General features: G+C 31.2%; 14 protein-coding genes. 5 read left to right on the plus strand and 9 right to left on the minus strand.

Annotation, left to right across the window (positions count from 1 at the left end):
* Positions 1 to 8 precede the first annotated feature (8 nt).
* The 4 genes from F553_RS0107140 (at position 9) to F553_RS0107155 (ending at position 3,974) form a co-directional block, all read left to right on the plus strand.
* Complete coding sequence (locus F553_RS0107140) at positions 9 to 725, plus strand: ABC transporter ATP-binding protein (RefSeq protein WP_008538757.1); 717 nt, start codon at positions 9 to 11, stop codon at positions 723 to 725.
* Positions 715 to 1,935 (plus strand): ABC transporter permease, encoded by a 1,221-nt coding sequence (locus F553_RS0107145; RefSeq protein WP_018999572.1) that lies wholly within the window; start codon positions 715 to 717, stop codon positions 1,933 to 1,935. The genes F553_RS0107140 and F553_RS0107145 overlap by 11 nt, the downstream gene beginning before the upstream one ends.
* Positions 1,936 to 2,085: 150 nt before the next feature.
* Positions 2,086 to 2,733: a hypothetical protein gene (locus F553_RS0107150; RefSeq protein ID WP_018999573.1), complete on the plus strand. Its 648-nt coding sequence runs from the start codon at positions 2,086 to 2,088 to the stop codon at positions 2,731 to 2,733.
* A 224-nt stretch (positions 2,734 to 2,957) separates the two neighbouring features.
* Positions 2,958 to 3,974, plus strand: a complete 1,017-nt coding sequence (locus F553_RS0107155) for a Na/Pi cotransporter family protein (protein ID WP_018999574.1) — start codon at positions 2,958 to 2,960, stop codon at positions 3,972 to 3,974.
* Between the two features lie 56 nt (positions 3,975 to 4,030).
* Here the strand turns inward: F553_RS0107155 and F553_RS0107160 are convergent, their stop codons facing one another.
* From F553_RS0107160 to F553_RS0107170, 3 genes are all read right to left on the minus strand, one after another.
* Entirely contained in the window at positions 4,031 to 5,191 is a 1,161-nt protein-coding gene (locus tag F553_RS0107160; RefSeq protein ID WP_018999575.1) for an MFS transporter, read from the minus strand.
* 131 nt (positions 5,192 to 5,322) lie between these two features.
* On the minus strand, positions 5,323 to 6,495 hold the full coding sequence (locus F553_RS0107165; RefSeq protein WP_018999576.1) for an FprA family A-type flavoprotein: 1,173 nt from the start codon (positions 6,493 to 6,495) through the stop codon (positions 5,323 to 5,325).
* 108 nt (positions 6,496 to 6,603) lie between these two features.
* Positions 6,604 to 7,968, minus strand: a complete 1,365-nt coding sequence (locus F553_RS0107170; protein ID WP_018999577.1) for a GDSL-type esterase/lipase family protein — start codon at positions 7,966 to 7,968, stop codon at positions 6,604 to 6,606.
* A gap of 253 nt (positions 7,969 to 8,221) precedes the next feature.
* On the opposite strand from F553_RS0107170, the gene rpsT reads away from it, so the two are divergent.
* Entirely contained in the window at positions 8,222 to 8,488 is a 267-nt protein-coding gene (gene rpsT, locus F553_RS0107175) for a 30S ribosomal protein S20 (RefSeq protein ID WP_018999578.1), read from the plus strand.
* A gap of 190 nt (positions 8,489 to 8,678) precedes the next feature.
* Here the strand turns inward: rpsT and holA are convergent, their stop codons facing one another.
* Genes holA through recD2 form a run of 6 tightly spaced genes read right to left on the minus strand, consistent with a single transcriptional unit; the run spans position 8,679 to position 16,800 of the window.
* A complete protein-coding gene (gene holA / locus F553_RS0107180; protein WP_018999579.1) occupies positions 8,679 to 9,695 on the minus strand; it encodes a DNA polymerase III subunit delta in 1,017 nt (338 codons plus the stop codon).
* Positions 9,696 to 9,719: 24 nt separating this feature from the next.
* Positions 9,720 to 12,113 (minus strand): DNA internalization-related competence protein ComEC/Rec2, encoded by a 2,394-nt coding sequence (locus tag F553_RS0107185; protein ID WP_033405643.1) that lies wholly within the window; start codon positions 12,111 to 12,113, stop codon positions 9,720 to 9,722.
* 51 nt (positions 12,114 to 12,164) lie between these two features.
* Positions 12,165 to 12,764, minus strand: coding sequence for a ComEA family DNA-binding protein (locus F553_RS0107190; RefSeq protein ID WP_018999581.1), 600 nt, complete (start codon positions 12,762 to 12,764; stop codon positions 12,165 to 12,167).
* 40 nt (positions 12,765 to 12,804) lie between these two features.
* On the minus strand, positions 12,805 to 13,908 hold the full coding sequence (locus F553_RS0107195) for a tetratricopeptide repeat protein (RefSeq protein ID WP_018999582.1): 1,104 nt from the start codon (positions 13,906 to 13,908) through the stop codon (positions 12,805 to 12,807).
* Positions 13,905 to 14,603 (minus strand): ComF family protein, encoded by a 699-nt coding sequence (locus F553_RS0107200; protein ID WP_018999583.1) that lies wholly within the window; start codon positions 14,601 to 14,603, stop codon positions 13,905 to 13,907. The genes F553_RS0107195 and F553_RS0107200 overlap by 4 nt, the downstream gene beginning before the upstream one ends.
* Positions 14,604 to 14,634: 31 nt before the next feature.
* The gene (gene recD2, locus F553_RS0107205) at positions 14,635 to 16,800 is read right to left on the minus strand and encodes an SF1B family DNA helicase RecD2 (RefSeq protein WP_018999584.1); all 2,166 of its coding nucleotides are present in this window, start codon (positions 16,798 to 16,800) and stop codon (positions 14,635 to 14,637) included.
* Between the last annotated feature and the right edge of the window lie 5 nt (positions 16,801 to 16,805).

The raw sequence follows: 16,805 nt of genomic DNA on the forward strand, positions 1-16,805 counted from the left end.
ATAGTGATATGAATGAAGCAAGAGAAATTACTATTGAACTTTCAGGCATAAAAAAGCTTTATCAAGTGGGAACACAAGAAGTAGCAGCTTTAAATGGTATAGATTTAAAAATCTATAAAGGTGAATTTGCAGCACTTATGGGGCCATCAGGTTCAGGAAAATCTACTTTAATGAATATATTAGGTTGTTTAGATAGACCGACTTGTGGCTCTTATAAATTAGATGGTAGAGAAATTGCTCATTTAAGTGATGATGAGCTTGCTAAGACTCGCAATAAAAAAATAGGTTTCGTCTTCCAGAATTTTAATTTATTATCAAAGATAACTGCGTTAGATAATGTAGCATTGCCTTTAGTTTATGCTGGAGTAGGAATGAAGGAGAGATTAGAGAGAGCACATCATTATTTAAAAGCTGTTGGCTTAGATGATAGGGCAGACCATAAACCAAATGAATTATCAGGTGGGCAAAGACAGCGTGTAGCAATTGCTAGAGCTTTGGTCAATGACCCAAGTATTATCATGGCAGATGAACCTACTGGTAACTTAGATACAAAATCAACAAAGGAAATCATGGAGATTTTTATCAAATTACATGAAGAAGGAAAAACCATGATTTTAGTAACACATGAACCAGATATTGCGGCATGTGCTTCACGTCAATTATTAGTAGTTGATGGAAAAATAACAAAAGATGCAGGCAAGGGGGTAGTAATGGATGTTATTTAAAGAAACTGTGCAAATGGCTATATCGGCTTTATGGGCAAATAAAATGCGTTCATTACTGACTATGCTTGGAATTATAATTGGTGTAGGTGCCGTTATAGCAATGGTTTCTATTGGTATGGGGGTACGAAAACAGGTAGAAGATTCAATTGCTAGCTTGGGTAGCAATATGTTGATTATCAATGCTAGTGCGACAAAAAATGCGGCTGGTGTTCGCCAAGCGGCTGGTTCAAATGTGCGTTTGAAATTAGATGATGCAGAAGCTATAAAAAAGAAAATAAAAGATGTAGAATATGTATCACCACAAGTACAGAAGAAATATCAAATAGTAAATGGTAATCAAAACTGGAATACAGATGTTGTAGGTGTAATACCAGATTATATGTATATTCGTTCTTTAAGTATTGCAAATGGTACTTTTATTACAGAAAAAGATGTAGAAACAAGAGCTCGTGTAGCTGTTATTGGAACGACTGTAGCAAGTAATTTATTTGGTGAAGAAAATCCAGTGGGTAAAAATATTCGTATAAATAATGACCCATTTAAAGTAGTAGGAATTTTAGAAAGTAAAGGTCAATCTAGTGTGGGTCAAGACCAAGATGATATCGTAATAGTACCTTTGACTACTGCTATGACGCGTATAATGGCTATAGATTATGTACAGCAAATAAGTGTTCAGGTAACATCAGCAGATAAGATGGATTCTGTACAAGCTGAAATTGAAAATTTAATGCGACAACGCCATAAAATTACAGGAGATAAAGAAGATGATTTCACTGTAAGAAATTTGACTAGTATTATGGAAACTATGACTAGTACAAGTACAATGCTTACAATTTTATTAGGAAGTGTAGCAGGTATTTCTTTGCTCGTTGGTGGTATTGGTATTATGAATATAATGATGGTATCAGTAACTGAAAGAACGAGAGAAATTGGCATTCGTAAAGCATTAGGTGCAACGTATAATAATATTATGTTCCAATTTTTGATTGAAGCTGTATTTGTAGGGATTATAGGTGGTTTAATTGGTGTAGGTGTTGGCGTTGGTTTAGCTACAGCGATAGCTCAATTTGGCGGATTTACAACAGTTATCACTATAGAGCCAATTATTATATCTTTTATGTTCTCTGTAGGCATAAGTTTATTCTTTGGTATTTATCCAGCGAGAAAAGCTGCCAAATTAGACCCTATTGAAGCACTTCGTTATGAATAAGTTCATAGATAATTTAAATAAAGGCGAATAGCAATATATTCGTCTTTATTTTTGTAAAAAATTTTTTTATGAAAGGTATTTTTTAGTATTGTAGCGAATTATATAATATATGATATATATTATAGTGATAAATAAAGGGAGGCTATCTAAATGAAAAGATTATTAGTAGTTTTTGTAGTTTTATTAACATTTCAAGCGGTAGCTTTAGCTTCTCCTAAAAATATAGATTTGCGAGAATATCAGCAAGCTACTGGTACAATCAATGTATTAGCAGCACCTTTTGAAAATGACAATTTTTATCTAGCTACATTTAATTTTGATGAACAAAATAAAGGTGATAAAGTTAATTTTTATCAAGGAACTTGTATTGTAGATAAGGAAAATCAAAAAGTATTACAGCCTTTATTAGTAAAAAGAGTTATTGGTAGCGAAGATAAAGTGTCAGAAGTTGTGCTAAATAAGCGACAAGAAATGCCATATTTGCAGGATTTTAGAACAGTGCAAACAAATTCTAAAAAGCCAAAAGTTTATACAGGTGGAGATGCTACAAATATTGTATTATTAGGAAGATATAAGGTAGTTACTTCAATGGGAACTTTTGATGATTGCATAGGTATTAAAATTTATAATGAAGAAACTGGCGAAGGCATGATACAATATTTAGCTAAAGGTTATGGCGTTGTTTATTTAGAAGGTGTACATTCTGATGGTAGTAAAGTAGAAATCGCTTATTTAAGTGAAATTAGACCATTAGATGAAGCTCAAATCGAAGAATTCAAAACAAAATATTTCGTTTGATAAAAAGACAAGAAACTGGTGTAATTACTTAATTTACACCAGTTTTTTTATATAAAGATATAATCTCTATCTGGATATTATGAAAAAGATTTTACATATATTTTACATTCATTTTACTTTTTTCTACTAGAAAGCATTACTCACTTATTTATATAATTAAATAGCAATTGAGCGAATTTTATTTTGAAAATATGTGTTAGAAAATTATTTTGGAGGAATATTTAATGAGTGAGGGTTTGAAAATTGCTTTTGAATTATTAGGCGGTTTGGCATTATTTATCTACAGTATGAACATGATGAGCCAAGGTTTACAGAATATGGCTGGAGAAAAAATGCGTTATGTACTTAGCGTATTAACTAAAAATCCAGTTATAGGTGTATTAGCTGGTGCATTAGTTACATGTGTATTACAAAGTTCTAGTGCTACAACAGTAATGGCTATCGGTTTTGTTAGTGCTGGATTAATGAGATTACCACAAGCAATTTCCATTATTTTTGGTGCAAATATCGGAACAACAATGACTGCGCAATTAATTGCTTTTAAACTTAGCGATTATATTTGGCCAATCGTATTTATCGGTTTTATGGTTTATTTCTTTGCTAAAAGTGATAAATTAAAAAATATTGGTCAGACAGTATTTTTCTTTGGTTTATTATTTGCAGGTATCGAAATCATGGGCTCTACTATGAAGCCTCTTGTAAATGCACCAATCTTTACAGAACTTATCGCTAGTGTACATGATAATCCAATTTTAGGTTTATTGTTAGGTACAGTTATGACAGTAATTGTACAGAGTTCTAGTGCTACAATTGCAGTATTACAGAACTTTGCAGCTCAAGCTGGTGTAGATGGTAACAGTATCATCGGTCTTCAAGGTGCATTACCTATTTTATTAGGTGATAATATCGGTACAACAATTACTGCTTTATTAGCTTCTATTGGTCAATCTAAAAATGCAAAACGTACAGCTGTAGCTCATAGTGTATTCAATATCACAGGTAGTATCGTGTTCTTATGTGTATTACCATTATTTGCTCAGTTTGTAATGTATATTTCTCCTGTTGGACCAGAAACAGCAGTTATTTCTCGTCAAATTGCAAATGCACATACTTCATTTAATTTAATAAATACTTTATTATGGTTACCACTTATTCCAATAATGGTAAAAATAGTTTGCTTTATTGTTCCAGATAGAAAACCAGACTTATCTACAGAACAAGTTAAGTCTGAAGCTGTTTAATATAATAAATAATATAAAAAGCGAAGAATTTTTTCTTCGCTTTTTTCTTTGGAATTTTAGTTTATGATATTTTTAACTTTTTGATGGTAAAAGAAAAATCCTATTATAGCTAGTGGTATAGTAAAGAAAAATAGTGGATAGAATAAATATAACGAGAAATGTTCATAAAAGATACCAGCTATGATTGGCCCAAGTGCCATACCTAAGTCTATACCAATATAAAATGTACTATTAGCTAGACCGCGTTTATTTTTAGGTGCTAATAATAAAGCTGTAGATTGACAAACGGAATTGATAATACCTGTTCCACCTGCCATGAATATAGCAGCGATAAGCATATCAAAATTATTTTGCATTGTATGAAGAAAATAGATAGATAGTGAAGCACAAATTATACTAGAGGTAAAAAATATACCGAAAGGAAGTTTGTCAAAGAGACTTTTTAGACTTAGACGGAGTATAAGTAGAGCAATAGCATATGCTGGAAAAAATAAACTTATATGGATATTAAGTTGTTTAGCTTCGACATAAGTTACAAGAAAAGATTGAGTAGCACAATAAGGAATAGCAAACATCATCATGATGAAAGCAATGGGAACTACATTTTTATCAATAATTTCCAATTTAAAATTAGTGTTAGTAGTGATGATGGGTTCATCCTTATCTTTTACAAATTGAATAATTATGATAGAAATTATGGCTGTAAATAGAGCAAGTAAAAATGCTATTGTATAGTTAAAGTTTTGATAGATATATACACCAATAGCTGGAGCAATTGCCATACTTAAAGCGTTCATAGTGCCGTATATACCCATGCCTGAGCCGATTTTTTCTTGGGGCAATAAATCTGACATCCAGGTGGACATACAAGTAGAACATAAGGCAAAGCCAAGACCATTAATAATGCGGGCAATGGCAATGATAAATGAATTAGTAGCCAGTATATAACCTAGACATGAAATTATGATAAAAATTATGCCCCAAAAAGATAATTTATACTTACTAATTTTATCAGCATATATGCCGATGATAGGTCGACTGACTAAAGAACAAATATTCATAATGCCACCAATCAGCCCCATAGTAGTACCATTGGCACCAAGTGTTTCTGAAAACCCAGCAATAATTGGAGTTATGAGCATAGGACTAGTCATATAAAAAAAGCTAGCAATTAAAATTAAGATAATATCTCTATGTCTTGAATGGGAATTTATCATATAAATATCACCTCTATATTTATTTATAATATTAATTATATCATTATCAATATGTATTGTTTATAGTATTAAAATTTTTAGTAATAAAGAAAAAACCTCTAATAGATATTGACCTATTAGAGGTTTTTCTTTTAGAGTTTTTCAATAATGCTAGTATAAATATTATCTAATTCTTCTTGTGTTGGTTGATTAGCAATACGAATCATATCATGGAAGATATTGAGTCCTGCTTCTTCAAGTTCTTTTTGTACAAGAGCAATGCTTTGTCCACCCCAGCCATAAGAACCAAAAGCTAAAGCTTGACGGTCATTTTTCTTAGGTACTAGACCTTTGAGGTAGCATAAGAAGGCAGCTACATTTGGCATCATACCATTATTTAAAGTAGGAGAGCCAACAGCGATATATTTACTATCAAGAACTTCAGTCATAATATCAGAATAATGATTAGTTTTTAAATCGAAGAATTTTGCACAAATTCCTTTTGCTTGGAATGCTTCTGTGATTGTTTTAGCCATAATTTCTGTAGAATTCCACATGCTGTCAAATACTACAACAGCTTTATGTTCATCAGCTTCAAAATTGCTCCATTTTGCGTATAAATCTAAAATATCTTTAATATGTTTACGCCAGCTTATGCCATGACCTGTTAAAATCATGTCAATATCAAGTGTGGAAACTGTTTTAAGAGCAGTTTGAGCTTGACGACCATAGAGCATTAAAATATTAGCATAGTATTTTTTCGCTTCATGCATTAAAACAGCATAATCAACTTCATCATCAAAACGTTCATTAGTAGCGAGATGTTGACCAAAACCATCATTAGAGAAAAGGATTTTTTCTTCTGGGCAATAAGTAACCATGCTATCTGGCCAATGAAGCATAGGTACAGGAACGAATTTTAAAGTGCGTTTACCAATATTTATGCTATCACCAGCTTTTACGCCTTGGTAAGTATGTTCACCGCAGAATTTAGCAATATTTTTTAAACCATTTGGTTGGCTGACAAAAATAGTAGCATTAGGGCATTTTTGAGCGATTGCATCTAAAGAACCAGAATGGTCAGCTTCTAAATGATTGCAAACAATATAATCAATTTTTGCTGGGTCAATGATAGAAGAAATACGACTTAAGATTTCATCACTAAAAGTTTTTTTAGTAGCGTCAATTAAAGTGATTTTTTCATCAAGTATTAAATAGGCATTATAAGTGCTACCGCGTCCAGTTTCATAACCATGAAAATTGCGAACGGACCAATCAATGGCACCTACCCAATAAATATCATCACGTATTTTAGTAGCTTTCAAGATATCTTCCTCCTGTAAAAATAGTTTTATAGAAATTAAAAATTAGCTGTTTTATTTACAGTAATTATTATACAATTTCGAAACTATAATTACAACATATAGGTAGGGTTATTTAGCAATAAATTGAGAAATGTTATCATTGATTTCTTGAGCATAGATTTTTTTAGCGATAACATCACCATGTAATCCGTCCATAGCATATTCTGTTGGCAATATTGGTGGACTATTTAAAGCTTTTGCTGTATCAATATGTGGCTGTGTGCGAATGAAATCGTTGACTAAATTTAAATTATATTGCCATACTTCAGAGGTTTCTTCATTGAATACCTTTTTTATATTATAAGGATTTATAGGTGCTAAAGTGAGCAGTATAGGTGTGATATTATTTTCATAACATTTTTCTTGGATTGTTTTTAAATCATTGATTACATTTTCGGCAGGCATACCAGCACGAAGACTGTTAGTTCCTCCCATGATTAATAAATATTGTGGGTGGAAAGGCAGTACATCATCATCAAAACGTTGTACCATAGTTTCGCTTGTGTCTCCGCTACAAGATAAATTAATAGTAGGGAAATCTAAATAATAAGCATAACTATATGCCCAATCTGCTGGACCAAAAGATAAATGCCCACCTCCATGACTGATACTATCACCAAAAATTGCGATTTTCCAATTGTCTTGAGGTTCATTTTTGAAAATTTGAGCATCAGAATATACACCAACAGGATTTCCTTCATCATCTAAACCACGTACACGCCAATAAAAAGTGCCAATACGAGGTTTTTCATCATAAAGCTCACCACCTGTGATTATTTTGGCATAAATACGATATTTAGAAGGTGTTGTGCCATTAGGATTTTCTGGAATGTTATCTGTAACTTCTATTTCAAATTGAGTAGCATTTGCATTAGGAATAAACGAATAAACAGGATAGAGAAGTGTAGTGCCGTTTTTTTCATTATAAATAACATGTGGTATAGGTGCATTCATTTGAGGTGCTTGGTTAGTGGAATATAGTTCCTCTAGAGCTGAAAATTTAGTGATAGGATTGTGGTCTATATCCATAGAACGAATACGCCAATAAAGAGGAGTCTTTCCGTTCAGTGCATTTGGGGCAATTTGAGTTAAATCAAGTTGTTTAGCGTTTGTGTAAACAGAGGCTGTATAATATAAATGTTCAGAAGATAATTCTTCATCACTTAAATCATCAGGAATGGTATCAAATAATTCTAATTCATAATAAACAGCATTTAAATCTTCTCTCCATTCTAAAAGAGGCATATTATTGCTAGGGTCTTGTAGAGGAAAGTGAGATAAAGCTACTAAGGCTGGTGCTAATGGAGTTTTTTCTGAAGTTGATATTTGGGCTGTATTTTTTGTTTCTGCATCAATAGTATCATTATTTTGTAGGGATAAATGCCAACTTAAAGTTATTAAAATTAAAATGATAAATAAAAATTTTTTGTTCATAAATAAAAATCCTTCATATATAAATAATAAATAGTTAAAAAGATTATATACCTAGGATTTGACTCTAAGTCAAGAAAAAAATAAAATTTTAAATGTTTTTTAAGAAAGACTAGATTTTTTAGAGCTTTATGTGGTACAATATATATCGCGTTTAGCTATTGAATACATAGTATTTAATCTAGCCATCTTGCAAATTGTTTTATAACATGATAAACTATTTTGGTACAATTATAATGATGAAAGGGTGAATTTCTTGCCAAACATTAAATCTTCTATTCTCAGCGTAAAAACAGATGCTATGCGTCGTGCAAAAAATGTTTCTGCTAAATCTGCTATAAAAACTGCTTCTCGTAAAGTTCTTGATGCTGTTGCTGCTGGCAATGCTGAAGAAGCAAAAGCATTACTTGTAATCGCATGCAAAAAAATAGACCAGGCTGCTGCTAACAGATTATTCCATAAAAATTGCGCAGCTCGCCGTAAATCTCGTTTAGCTCGCCGAGTAAACAGCTTAAGCAAATAATTGCTAATCAAAGTAAGGACTGATTTCCAAAAGAAAGCAGTCCTTTTTCGTTTTTATAGATAAATTAATTTATTTTAAGGAGAAAGTTTTATTAAAGATGAATATAGAATATTTTTTAATAAAAAAATGCCATTAAAATAATGGCATAATCTTGTATATTAAGAGTAAAATAAATTATTTTTATTAGATTTTAAAGACAAAATTTTATAAGAAGATTTTCGATTAAAGCAGGCTCATTAGAGCCTGTTTTTAATTTATAATCAGCATCAGCTATATCTATGAGCATTTGTTGAATTTTATCTAAACTGAAATTTTGAGTTTGTTTGATGATTTTTTCAGTGATAAATGGATGTAATTTTAAAATAGAAGCTATTTGTTTTGTAGATTGACCTTCACTGAGATAAATTTTTACATGCCAAAGCTGGTCTATTTGACGAGCTAAAAATTTTAATAAACGCAGTGGATGTATACCTGCTTGTTGTTGAATGGTAAATAATTCTAAGGCAGTGGCAATATCTTTATTGCCTAAAGCTTCCCAAAGGCGAAATGTGGAAATCTCAGGGATACTAGAAAAATTATCTTCAAGAAATTGGCGATTGATAAGTGTTTTTTGTGGATAGAGTGTGAGTTTTTGTAATTCTTGGTCTAAAAAGCCAAGGGAGATTTTTTCCATGGATTTTATAGCTTCTAAAAAATAAGCATAAGCTTCTCGATCAAAGCGGAGATTTAACTCACGAAGGCGAGAGTTGAGCCAGTCATTAATATTCCAATAAGCTATAGCTTCACATTCTACTATAGTGCCAAATTTTTCAATAGTTTTAATGAGTTTTCTGCGTTTATCAATTTTGCCTAAGTTATATTGTAAAATCAATATACTATAATCAGGCATATTGGCGATATAATCTAAAAATAATTGTTCATCTTCTTTATCTTTAGTAGATAATTTGTCTTGAAATATCTTCAAATCTTTGGCGATGATGATATTATGTTCACTGAAAAAAGGAGAACTATCTAATGCTTGTAAAATAGCTTTTGTATCAGCTGTGCTATCAAAATATTGAACAGCTTCTTCGTCGTTTTGTGGATTTAATAAAGTCAGTAATTTTTTGAGATAATTTTCAGCTAAATATAATTCTTCACCAGTGATTAAATAGACTGATTTTAATTGTTTAGCTTGTAATTGTTTTATTGCATCATTATATTTCATGGGAAATCCTTTGCTTAAAATATATTAATTTAAAAATGTTTTGAAAGAAAAATTATAGCCATCAGTATAAATTACTATAGCTCCCTTTTCATCTGTGCGGAGAATTTTTGTAGGCAGATTATTCAATCTATCGAGAACTTCTTTGCTAGGGTGACCAAAGCTATTATATTTGCCCACAGAGATGATAGCTAATTGAGGTCGTACATGTTCTAAAAATTCTTGTGAAGAAGAAGTCTTAGAGCCATGATGAGCAACTTTTAAAATTGTAGAGGCTATATTTTTATTTAACAAATATTTTTCCTGTGTTTGCGGTAAATCACCTGTGAATAACACAGAAAAATTATGATATGTTAATTTTAGTACATTTGAACTATCATTGCTAGATTTTAAATTTTCTTTTTCATCATTTTGAAGAAATTGGAAATGAATATCTTCTAAATTAAAAGTAGTGTTTTCCTTAGCTACAATAGCTTTGGTTAATAGGGGATTATTCAGTGGTAATTTTAAAATTTTAGCATATAAATTTTTATCTTCATCAGCGATAATTAAATGATTTACAGGTATTTTTTGTAAAATGGAACTAGCTCCACCACTATGGTCAGCGTCAGCATGGCTCAAAATTAAATAATCTAATTTATTGATACCATAATGACGTAAATAAGGTAAATCTACATAAGAGCCAATATCAAAATCAGAATTAATAGAGCCACCTGTATCAATGAGTATACTATGTTGATGGGGCGTGATGATAAGGCAAGCATCACCTTGACTTACATCAATAAAATGTATTTGTAGAGGAGAAGGCTTTATCATTAAATAACAAGAACAAATAATTAGGCTAATACTACATATATACGTGATAAATTTATATTTTTGTAAAAGTAAATATAAGTATTTGCAAATTTTGATATTTAAAGTTATAAAAATAAGGGAATAATAAATTAAAATAGCTGGAAAATTTAATGGCGGTACATAAATACTAGCAAAGGGAATTTTGGTAAGTAAAAAGGTTGCTTCATTGCTTATGCTTAAAATTAAGCTGGCAAAAATAAATAAAATTTTAGCGATAAAAGGAAAGATAAATCCTAAGATAAAAGCTATTAAACCTAAGATGATGAGAATTTCTAATAGGGGAATAATGATTAAATTGGCTAGTAGGGAGCTAAGAGATAAACTGGTGAAATACCAAATAATAATAGGAAAAGCAAAGATTTGAGCACTCATGGTTAAAGCTAAATTATCTGTTAATAGTGAAGGCAATTTTAATTTATTTAATTTAGAGCGTAATATGGGCATTAAATAGACAAGACCAGCTGTAGAGGCAAATGAAAGCTGAAAACTTATATTGAATAACAATAGAGGGTCAACGAGCAATAAAATCAAAGCGATGATACTCAATAAATGTTGAGCCGTAGATTTTTCCTCAAGATATAGAGCAATAATGCTAAGTAATCCCATTACACTAGCACGCACAACAGGTACACTAGCACCGCATAGAATAGTATAAAAAATAATAATGATTAATAATAAGATTAGATTTAAAAAGCGAGGAAGATGTAAAAACTTTCCCAAAGATAATAAAAATAGGGAAATCAAGCTGATATGAGAGCCTGATACGGAAAGAATATGAATAATACCAGTGATTGAGTAAGCTTCTAGGATGTCTTTTTCGATATTATTATACCCACCAAACAGCATAGCAAAAATCATATTAGCATCATTTTCAGGCATTGCTTGATACATAGATTGCAAAAAAGATTGCTCTATTTGATAGCAAAATTCTTGAAGCGAGAATTTATCAGATGTATTTAATATTTTTAAATTTTGTTTGCCAATGGAAAAAGTAGCATAGATACCTTCTTCTTGGGCAGAAAGCTCACGGTCAATTAAATTAGGATTGTGATAATTTTGGATTAAGCGGATAGTGCCTGTGGTAGAAATCGTATCATTGATTTTAGCAAGATTATCTAAATTTTTTTGTTTTTGATAAAGATAAACTTTTCCTGTTGTAGTTTTTTCTTCCTTTTGCTTGATGGATTTAGTATCAACAACATATGTTAAATGATATATACCAGCACTGTCTTGGCGGATTTTAGGCATTTGACAGATAATACCAGTTAAAGTGATTTCTTGATTGTCATAGTTTTTTATATTGTCATCAGCAATGAAGGTAAAAGAAAGATAACGCATCACACCTAAAAGGAAAAATAAAATAAGATATAGTAAAAATGTAAGTTTATATTTACGCAAAGTAAAATAGAAGGCTAGTATTAGATTTACTATAATTAAACAAAAAAGGTGTGTATATGACTTAGAAATTTCAGGAGTTTTCATCATCATATACACACCTAAGCTGTAGAAAAGAATTATAAAGTTAATGAAAAGTAAGGGCGATTGCCCATAATGTATCTTAATCATAATATGCCTTCTTAAATAATAAAATAAATCATTTGTTAGATTTAAAAGATTTTAAGTACAAATTTTATCTTGTATTTTGCTAAATTTAGCTTCACCAATACCTTTGACATTTTTGATATCTTCGATAGAAGAAAAATTACCATGTTCTTGGCGATAATCAATGATTTTTTGAGCAGTTGCAGGGCCAATTCCAGGTAAAGTATCTAAATCTTCTTTTGTTGCAGTATTTATATTGATTAAATTAGAAGATGAATTATTATTACTAGGAATGTTGGAATTAGTATCATTTACCTGTTCATTAGAATTGTTGACAGGTGTTTTACTGCTTACTTGAATTTGCATACCATCAGTTAATTTTTGAGCTAAATTGATTTTGGTTTTATCTGCAAGTGGTGTAAAATCGCCACAGGCTTTAATTGCATCAGCAATGCGACTATCACTAGGTAATTCAACTAAACCAGGAGAATTGACTTCACCGGAGACATAAACAGTGATGGTAGTATCTTCTTGTTTATCTTGAGTCTGTGTTTGCATATTATCGGTGATAATAGGAGTAGTATCTTCTTGTGTGTAAAGATAATAAAAAGTTGAAACACTAGCAAATAGAGCTATACAAAATAAAACAAGTAGCGATTTTTTATACATAGGCATATAAATCATTCTTTCTAATTATAAAAACAAAAAGGAAATATTAATTTTTTAAATCTTGGCATTTAGCGATTAAATCAAGTACAGCGAAATCTTTATGTTTAATATCTTTTAACACTACTAAAGCATTTGGATATTCGCCATTTTGACAGAGTAAATAGCCAAGATTTTTTAAGATGAAGTCATTTTCATCATCTAAAAGTAGAGCTTGGCGCAATAAGAAAATAGCTGATTGAAGATTATTATGTGTGCGGAAAATATCAGCTAGATAATTAAATAGCCAAATTTTTTTCTTATAAGATAAAACTTGAGACATGATACATTGGCTAACTTGCTCGCAAGGTGTAGCTAAAATAGTAGAAATATTTTCCTTATTGGCTATTTGCATATCCCAAATTTGATTGATTGTATTTTGTAGAGCTGGATTTATATTGGTATTAGTATCAGGCATGATGACTCCTTTTGCACTATTGATAGCAGTGGATTGATGAACAGTTAAATCATGGGTAACAGGATTTTTTTGCTTTTGTGTCTTTAAAGACTGTCTACGCTGTTTTTGATAAGTATTTAGATTAGGACAACGGCGCATTAATTTATCAGCTTTAAATATTTTTTTGAGTTTTTCAATAATCATATCTAACAGTTGATAATCTTTTTCATCTTTTAAAGTGATTTTATTGGATAATAGATGATTTAATGTAGTTAAAGCTTCTTCTTTTTTTCCATGAACTAACAAAAGTTGGATTTCTAAAAGTAGACTACGGCAATCTTGTGGAGATTGAGCTTTTAACTTTTGTGTCCAATTGAAAGCGCGTTCATAATCATGTAAACATAAATAGGTATCAGCTAATTCGTAGATGATATTACTATCTACGATATTTTTTTCAAATAATAATTGAATGCAAGATAAAGCTTCTTCATAGAGTTTTTGTTGTTTGAATTGATGGATTTCCAAAAGAAAATCATCTTTAGTCATTTCATTTGAAGATGGCTTATTATCGGTAGTGATATTTTGAGCTGATATTTCTTCTGTAGTTGTATCTTCTGAGGAAGATGGATAGAGATTTTTAAATACGCAGTAAGAAGTATCAGAAGTGTTTGGTTGATTAAAAGAGGTTTGTTGAAACCATTTTGGACGTTTTTTCAAAAAAATACCTCCTTTGAAGGTTTTGTAGGTAAAGTGATATTGGCTTGACTAGCTAATACTAGACCACTTACAGTTTTAGCACCATGATTTTTTAAAACCATAGCACAATTTTTTAGTGTACTGCCTGTGGTGAATATATCATCAATCAATAGACATTTGCGATTTTTTACATCAACATAATCTTTTAAGGTAAAAGCATTGGCTAAATTTTCTTGACGTTCATGGCGTAGTAATTGATATTGTGATTTAGTTTGTTTTGTACGCTCAAGAATATCGCAATAATGAAAATGATGTTTATCAATCCATGGTTTAAAAATTTTTTCAACTTGATTAAAACCACGTTTTTTTAATTTATTTTTGTGTAGGGGTACTGGGATTATCATATCATAAGTGGAAAAATCCCAGTCTTCATCTAAATATGAAAATAATGGTTTTAAATAAGCTAAAGTAGCAAATTTATTTTGATATTTTAATTCGTGAATTAAATTCTTAAGTCCTTTATCGTATTTACCTATAGCTATAATAGGTGAAATATATTGTCGAATATCTTCATCATAAGCTAGATTTTCATTGCGGATAATTTCTTCTAAACAAGAAGAACACCACATACCTTTTTGTTCTACATAAGCATTACAAGAAGGACAATGGCTAGGAAATAGAAATTGCATAATAGCTTGATAGATATTATTTAACATGATAAAGAACTCTTTTCTAAAATAAAATAGCTTAAATTAATTTATGGGCTAAACGTTCAGCAAGTAGAGTATATCTTTTTTGTGTTCGATTGCTTTGAATAGCAGTCATCAATGCTTTTTTTGAGCCAATGATGATGACCTTTTGTTTGGCTCTGGTGATAGCTGTATAGAGTAAATTTCGTTGGAGCATGATGTAGTGACTAGTTGATAAAGGTATGATGACTACTTTATATTCACTGCCTTGACTTTTATGCACACTTGAGGCATAAGCTAGAGTTAATTCGTTTAGTTCATTTTTTTCATAGGTAACAATATGGTCAAAATAATCTACAGTTAATTTTTCGTTGTTGATATCTTGGATAAAACCAATATCGCCATTAAATACATTTTTTTGGTAGTTATTGCGGATATGCATGACTTTATCGCCAACGCGAAATGTTTGTGAAGAATATTTTAATTCATCTTGATTTTTCTTAGGATTTAATTGTTCTTGAAGCATTAGATTTAAATTTTCTACGCCACATAAAAAGCGATGCATAGGAGATAAAACTTGTACGTCTTTGAGAACATCAAAACCTTCATGAGGTAAATCTTTAGTACATAAATCAAGGATTTTTTGTGTAATGGAAGTATCGTCATTTAATTCATAAAAGACAAAATCGCTGTATTGTTTGCGAATGTCAGGTAATCTACCAGCGTTTATGATATGTGCATTTTGGATAATCATGCTTGTTTGAGCTTGGCGGAAAATCTCATCTAAGCGAATGGCAGGGATTTTTTGCGAACGGATGATATCTTTAAGCACAGAGCCAGGGCCTACAGCAGGGAGTTGGTCTGTATCACCGACTAAGATGATGCGACAACCATCTGGTACGGCATTTAAAAAATGGTGCATGAGGACTATATCCACCATAGAAACTTCATCTAAAATGATGACATCAGCATCTAATTGGTCATTGATATCTTTGCTAAAGCCTAATTGTAAATTATCATCTTGAGCTAAATTATTTGCTTCTAACAAGCGATGGATAGTTAAAGCTTTTTGCCCTGTTGTCTCGCTTAAGCGTTTTGCAGCTCGCCCAGTTGGTGCTGCTAGGCGAATTTTTAATCCTTGGGCTTTTAAAATAGATAAGATGCCTTTGATTACAGTCGTTTTACCAGTACCAGGACCACCAGTAAGGACTAAAACTCCGTGATGAAGACAAGCTTTGATGGCTTCTTTTTGTTTTTGTGCAAGTTGGATTTGATTGTCTTTTTCCCATACTTTGATAAATAAAGAAAGATTATCTTCTGATAAAGGCTCAGTTGCTTGTTGTAATTGAAGTAGACGCATAGCAACTTTTTTTTCGGCATAATAAAGATATGGCGGATAAATTAAAGTTTCACCACCAACTACTTCAGTATTTAAGGAGCCATTATCAATGCGTTCTTTTAAAATAGTGAAGATGATTTGATTATTTACTTGCAATATCTTTGCTGTTTTATCAACAAGAGCCATTTCAGGAATACAGCAATGACCATTGTTGCAAAGTTGCATTAAAGCATAGTCTATGCCTGAGATTATGCGTCGTTTATCCTCTCTTTGTATGCCAAGATTAAAAGCGAGCTTATCAGCTGTTAAAAAGCCTATGCCTTCTATATCTTGAAATAAGCGATAGATATCTTTTTCCATGATATCTATTGCAAAAGAACCGTATTTAGCAAAGATTTTACCTGCATAAGTATTGGATATACCATGATTTTCTAGCCAAACCATAATTTCAGTGAGTTCGCTTTGTTCAAGATAAGATGTAGAAATTTTTTCTGCTGTTTTTTTGCCAATACCAGGAATTTTTAATAATTCATTTGGTGATTTAGCAATTACTTCTAAAGTTTTTTCGCCAAATTCAGCGACTATTTTCTTTGCCATGGCAGGGCCAATGCCGTTGATTGCCCCAGAAGCTAAGAATTTTTCAATGCCGGATATTTCTGTAGGAGCAACAGTTTTGTAAGTCGTAGCTTTAAATTGTTGCCCAAATTTAGGGTGCTTTACCCATTCCCCTTCGATTTCTAATAGTTGCCCAATGAGTGGAGCTATGCCGTTTAGGGTAACTGTTATCTGTGTAGAAAGTTTTTCTGGTGATAATTTTAAAACAGTGAAGCGATTATCTTGACTGGCAAAAATAATCGTGTCTACTGTTCCACATATTTTTTCCATAAGTA

The organism is Megamonas rupellensis DSM 19944, from assembly GCF_000378365.1.
Lineage (GTDB): Bacteria > Bacillota > Negativicutes > Selenomonadales > Selenomonadaceae > Megamonas > Megamonas funiformis.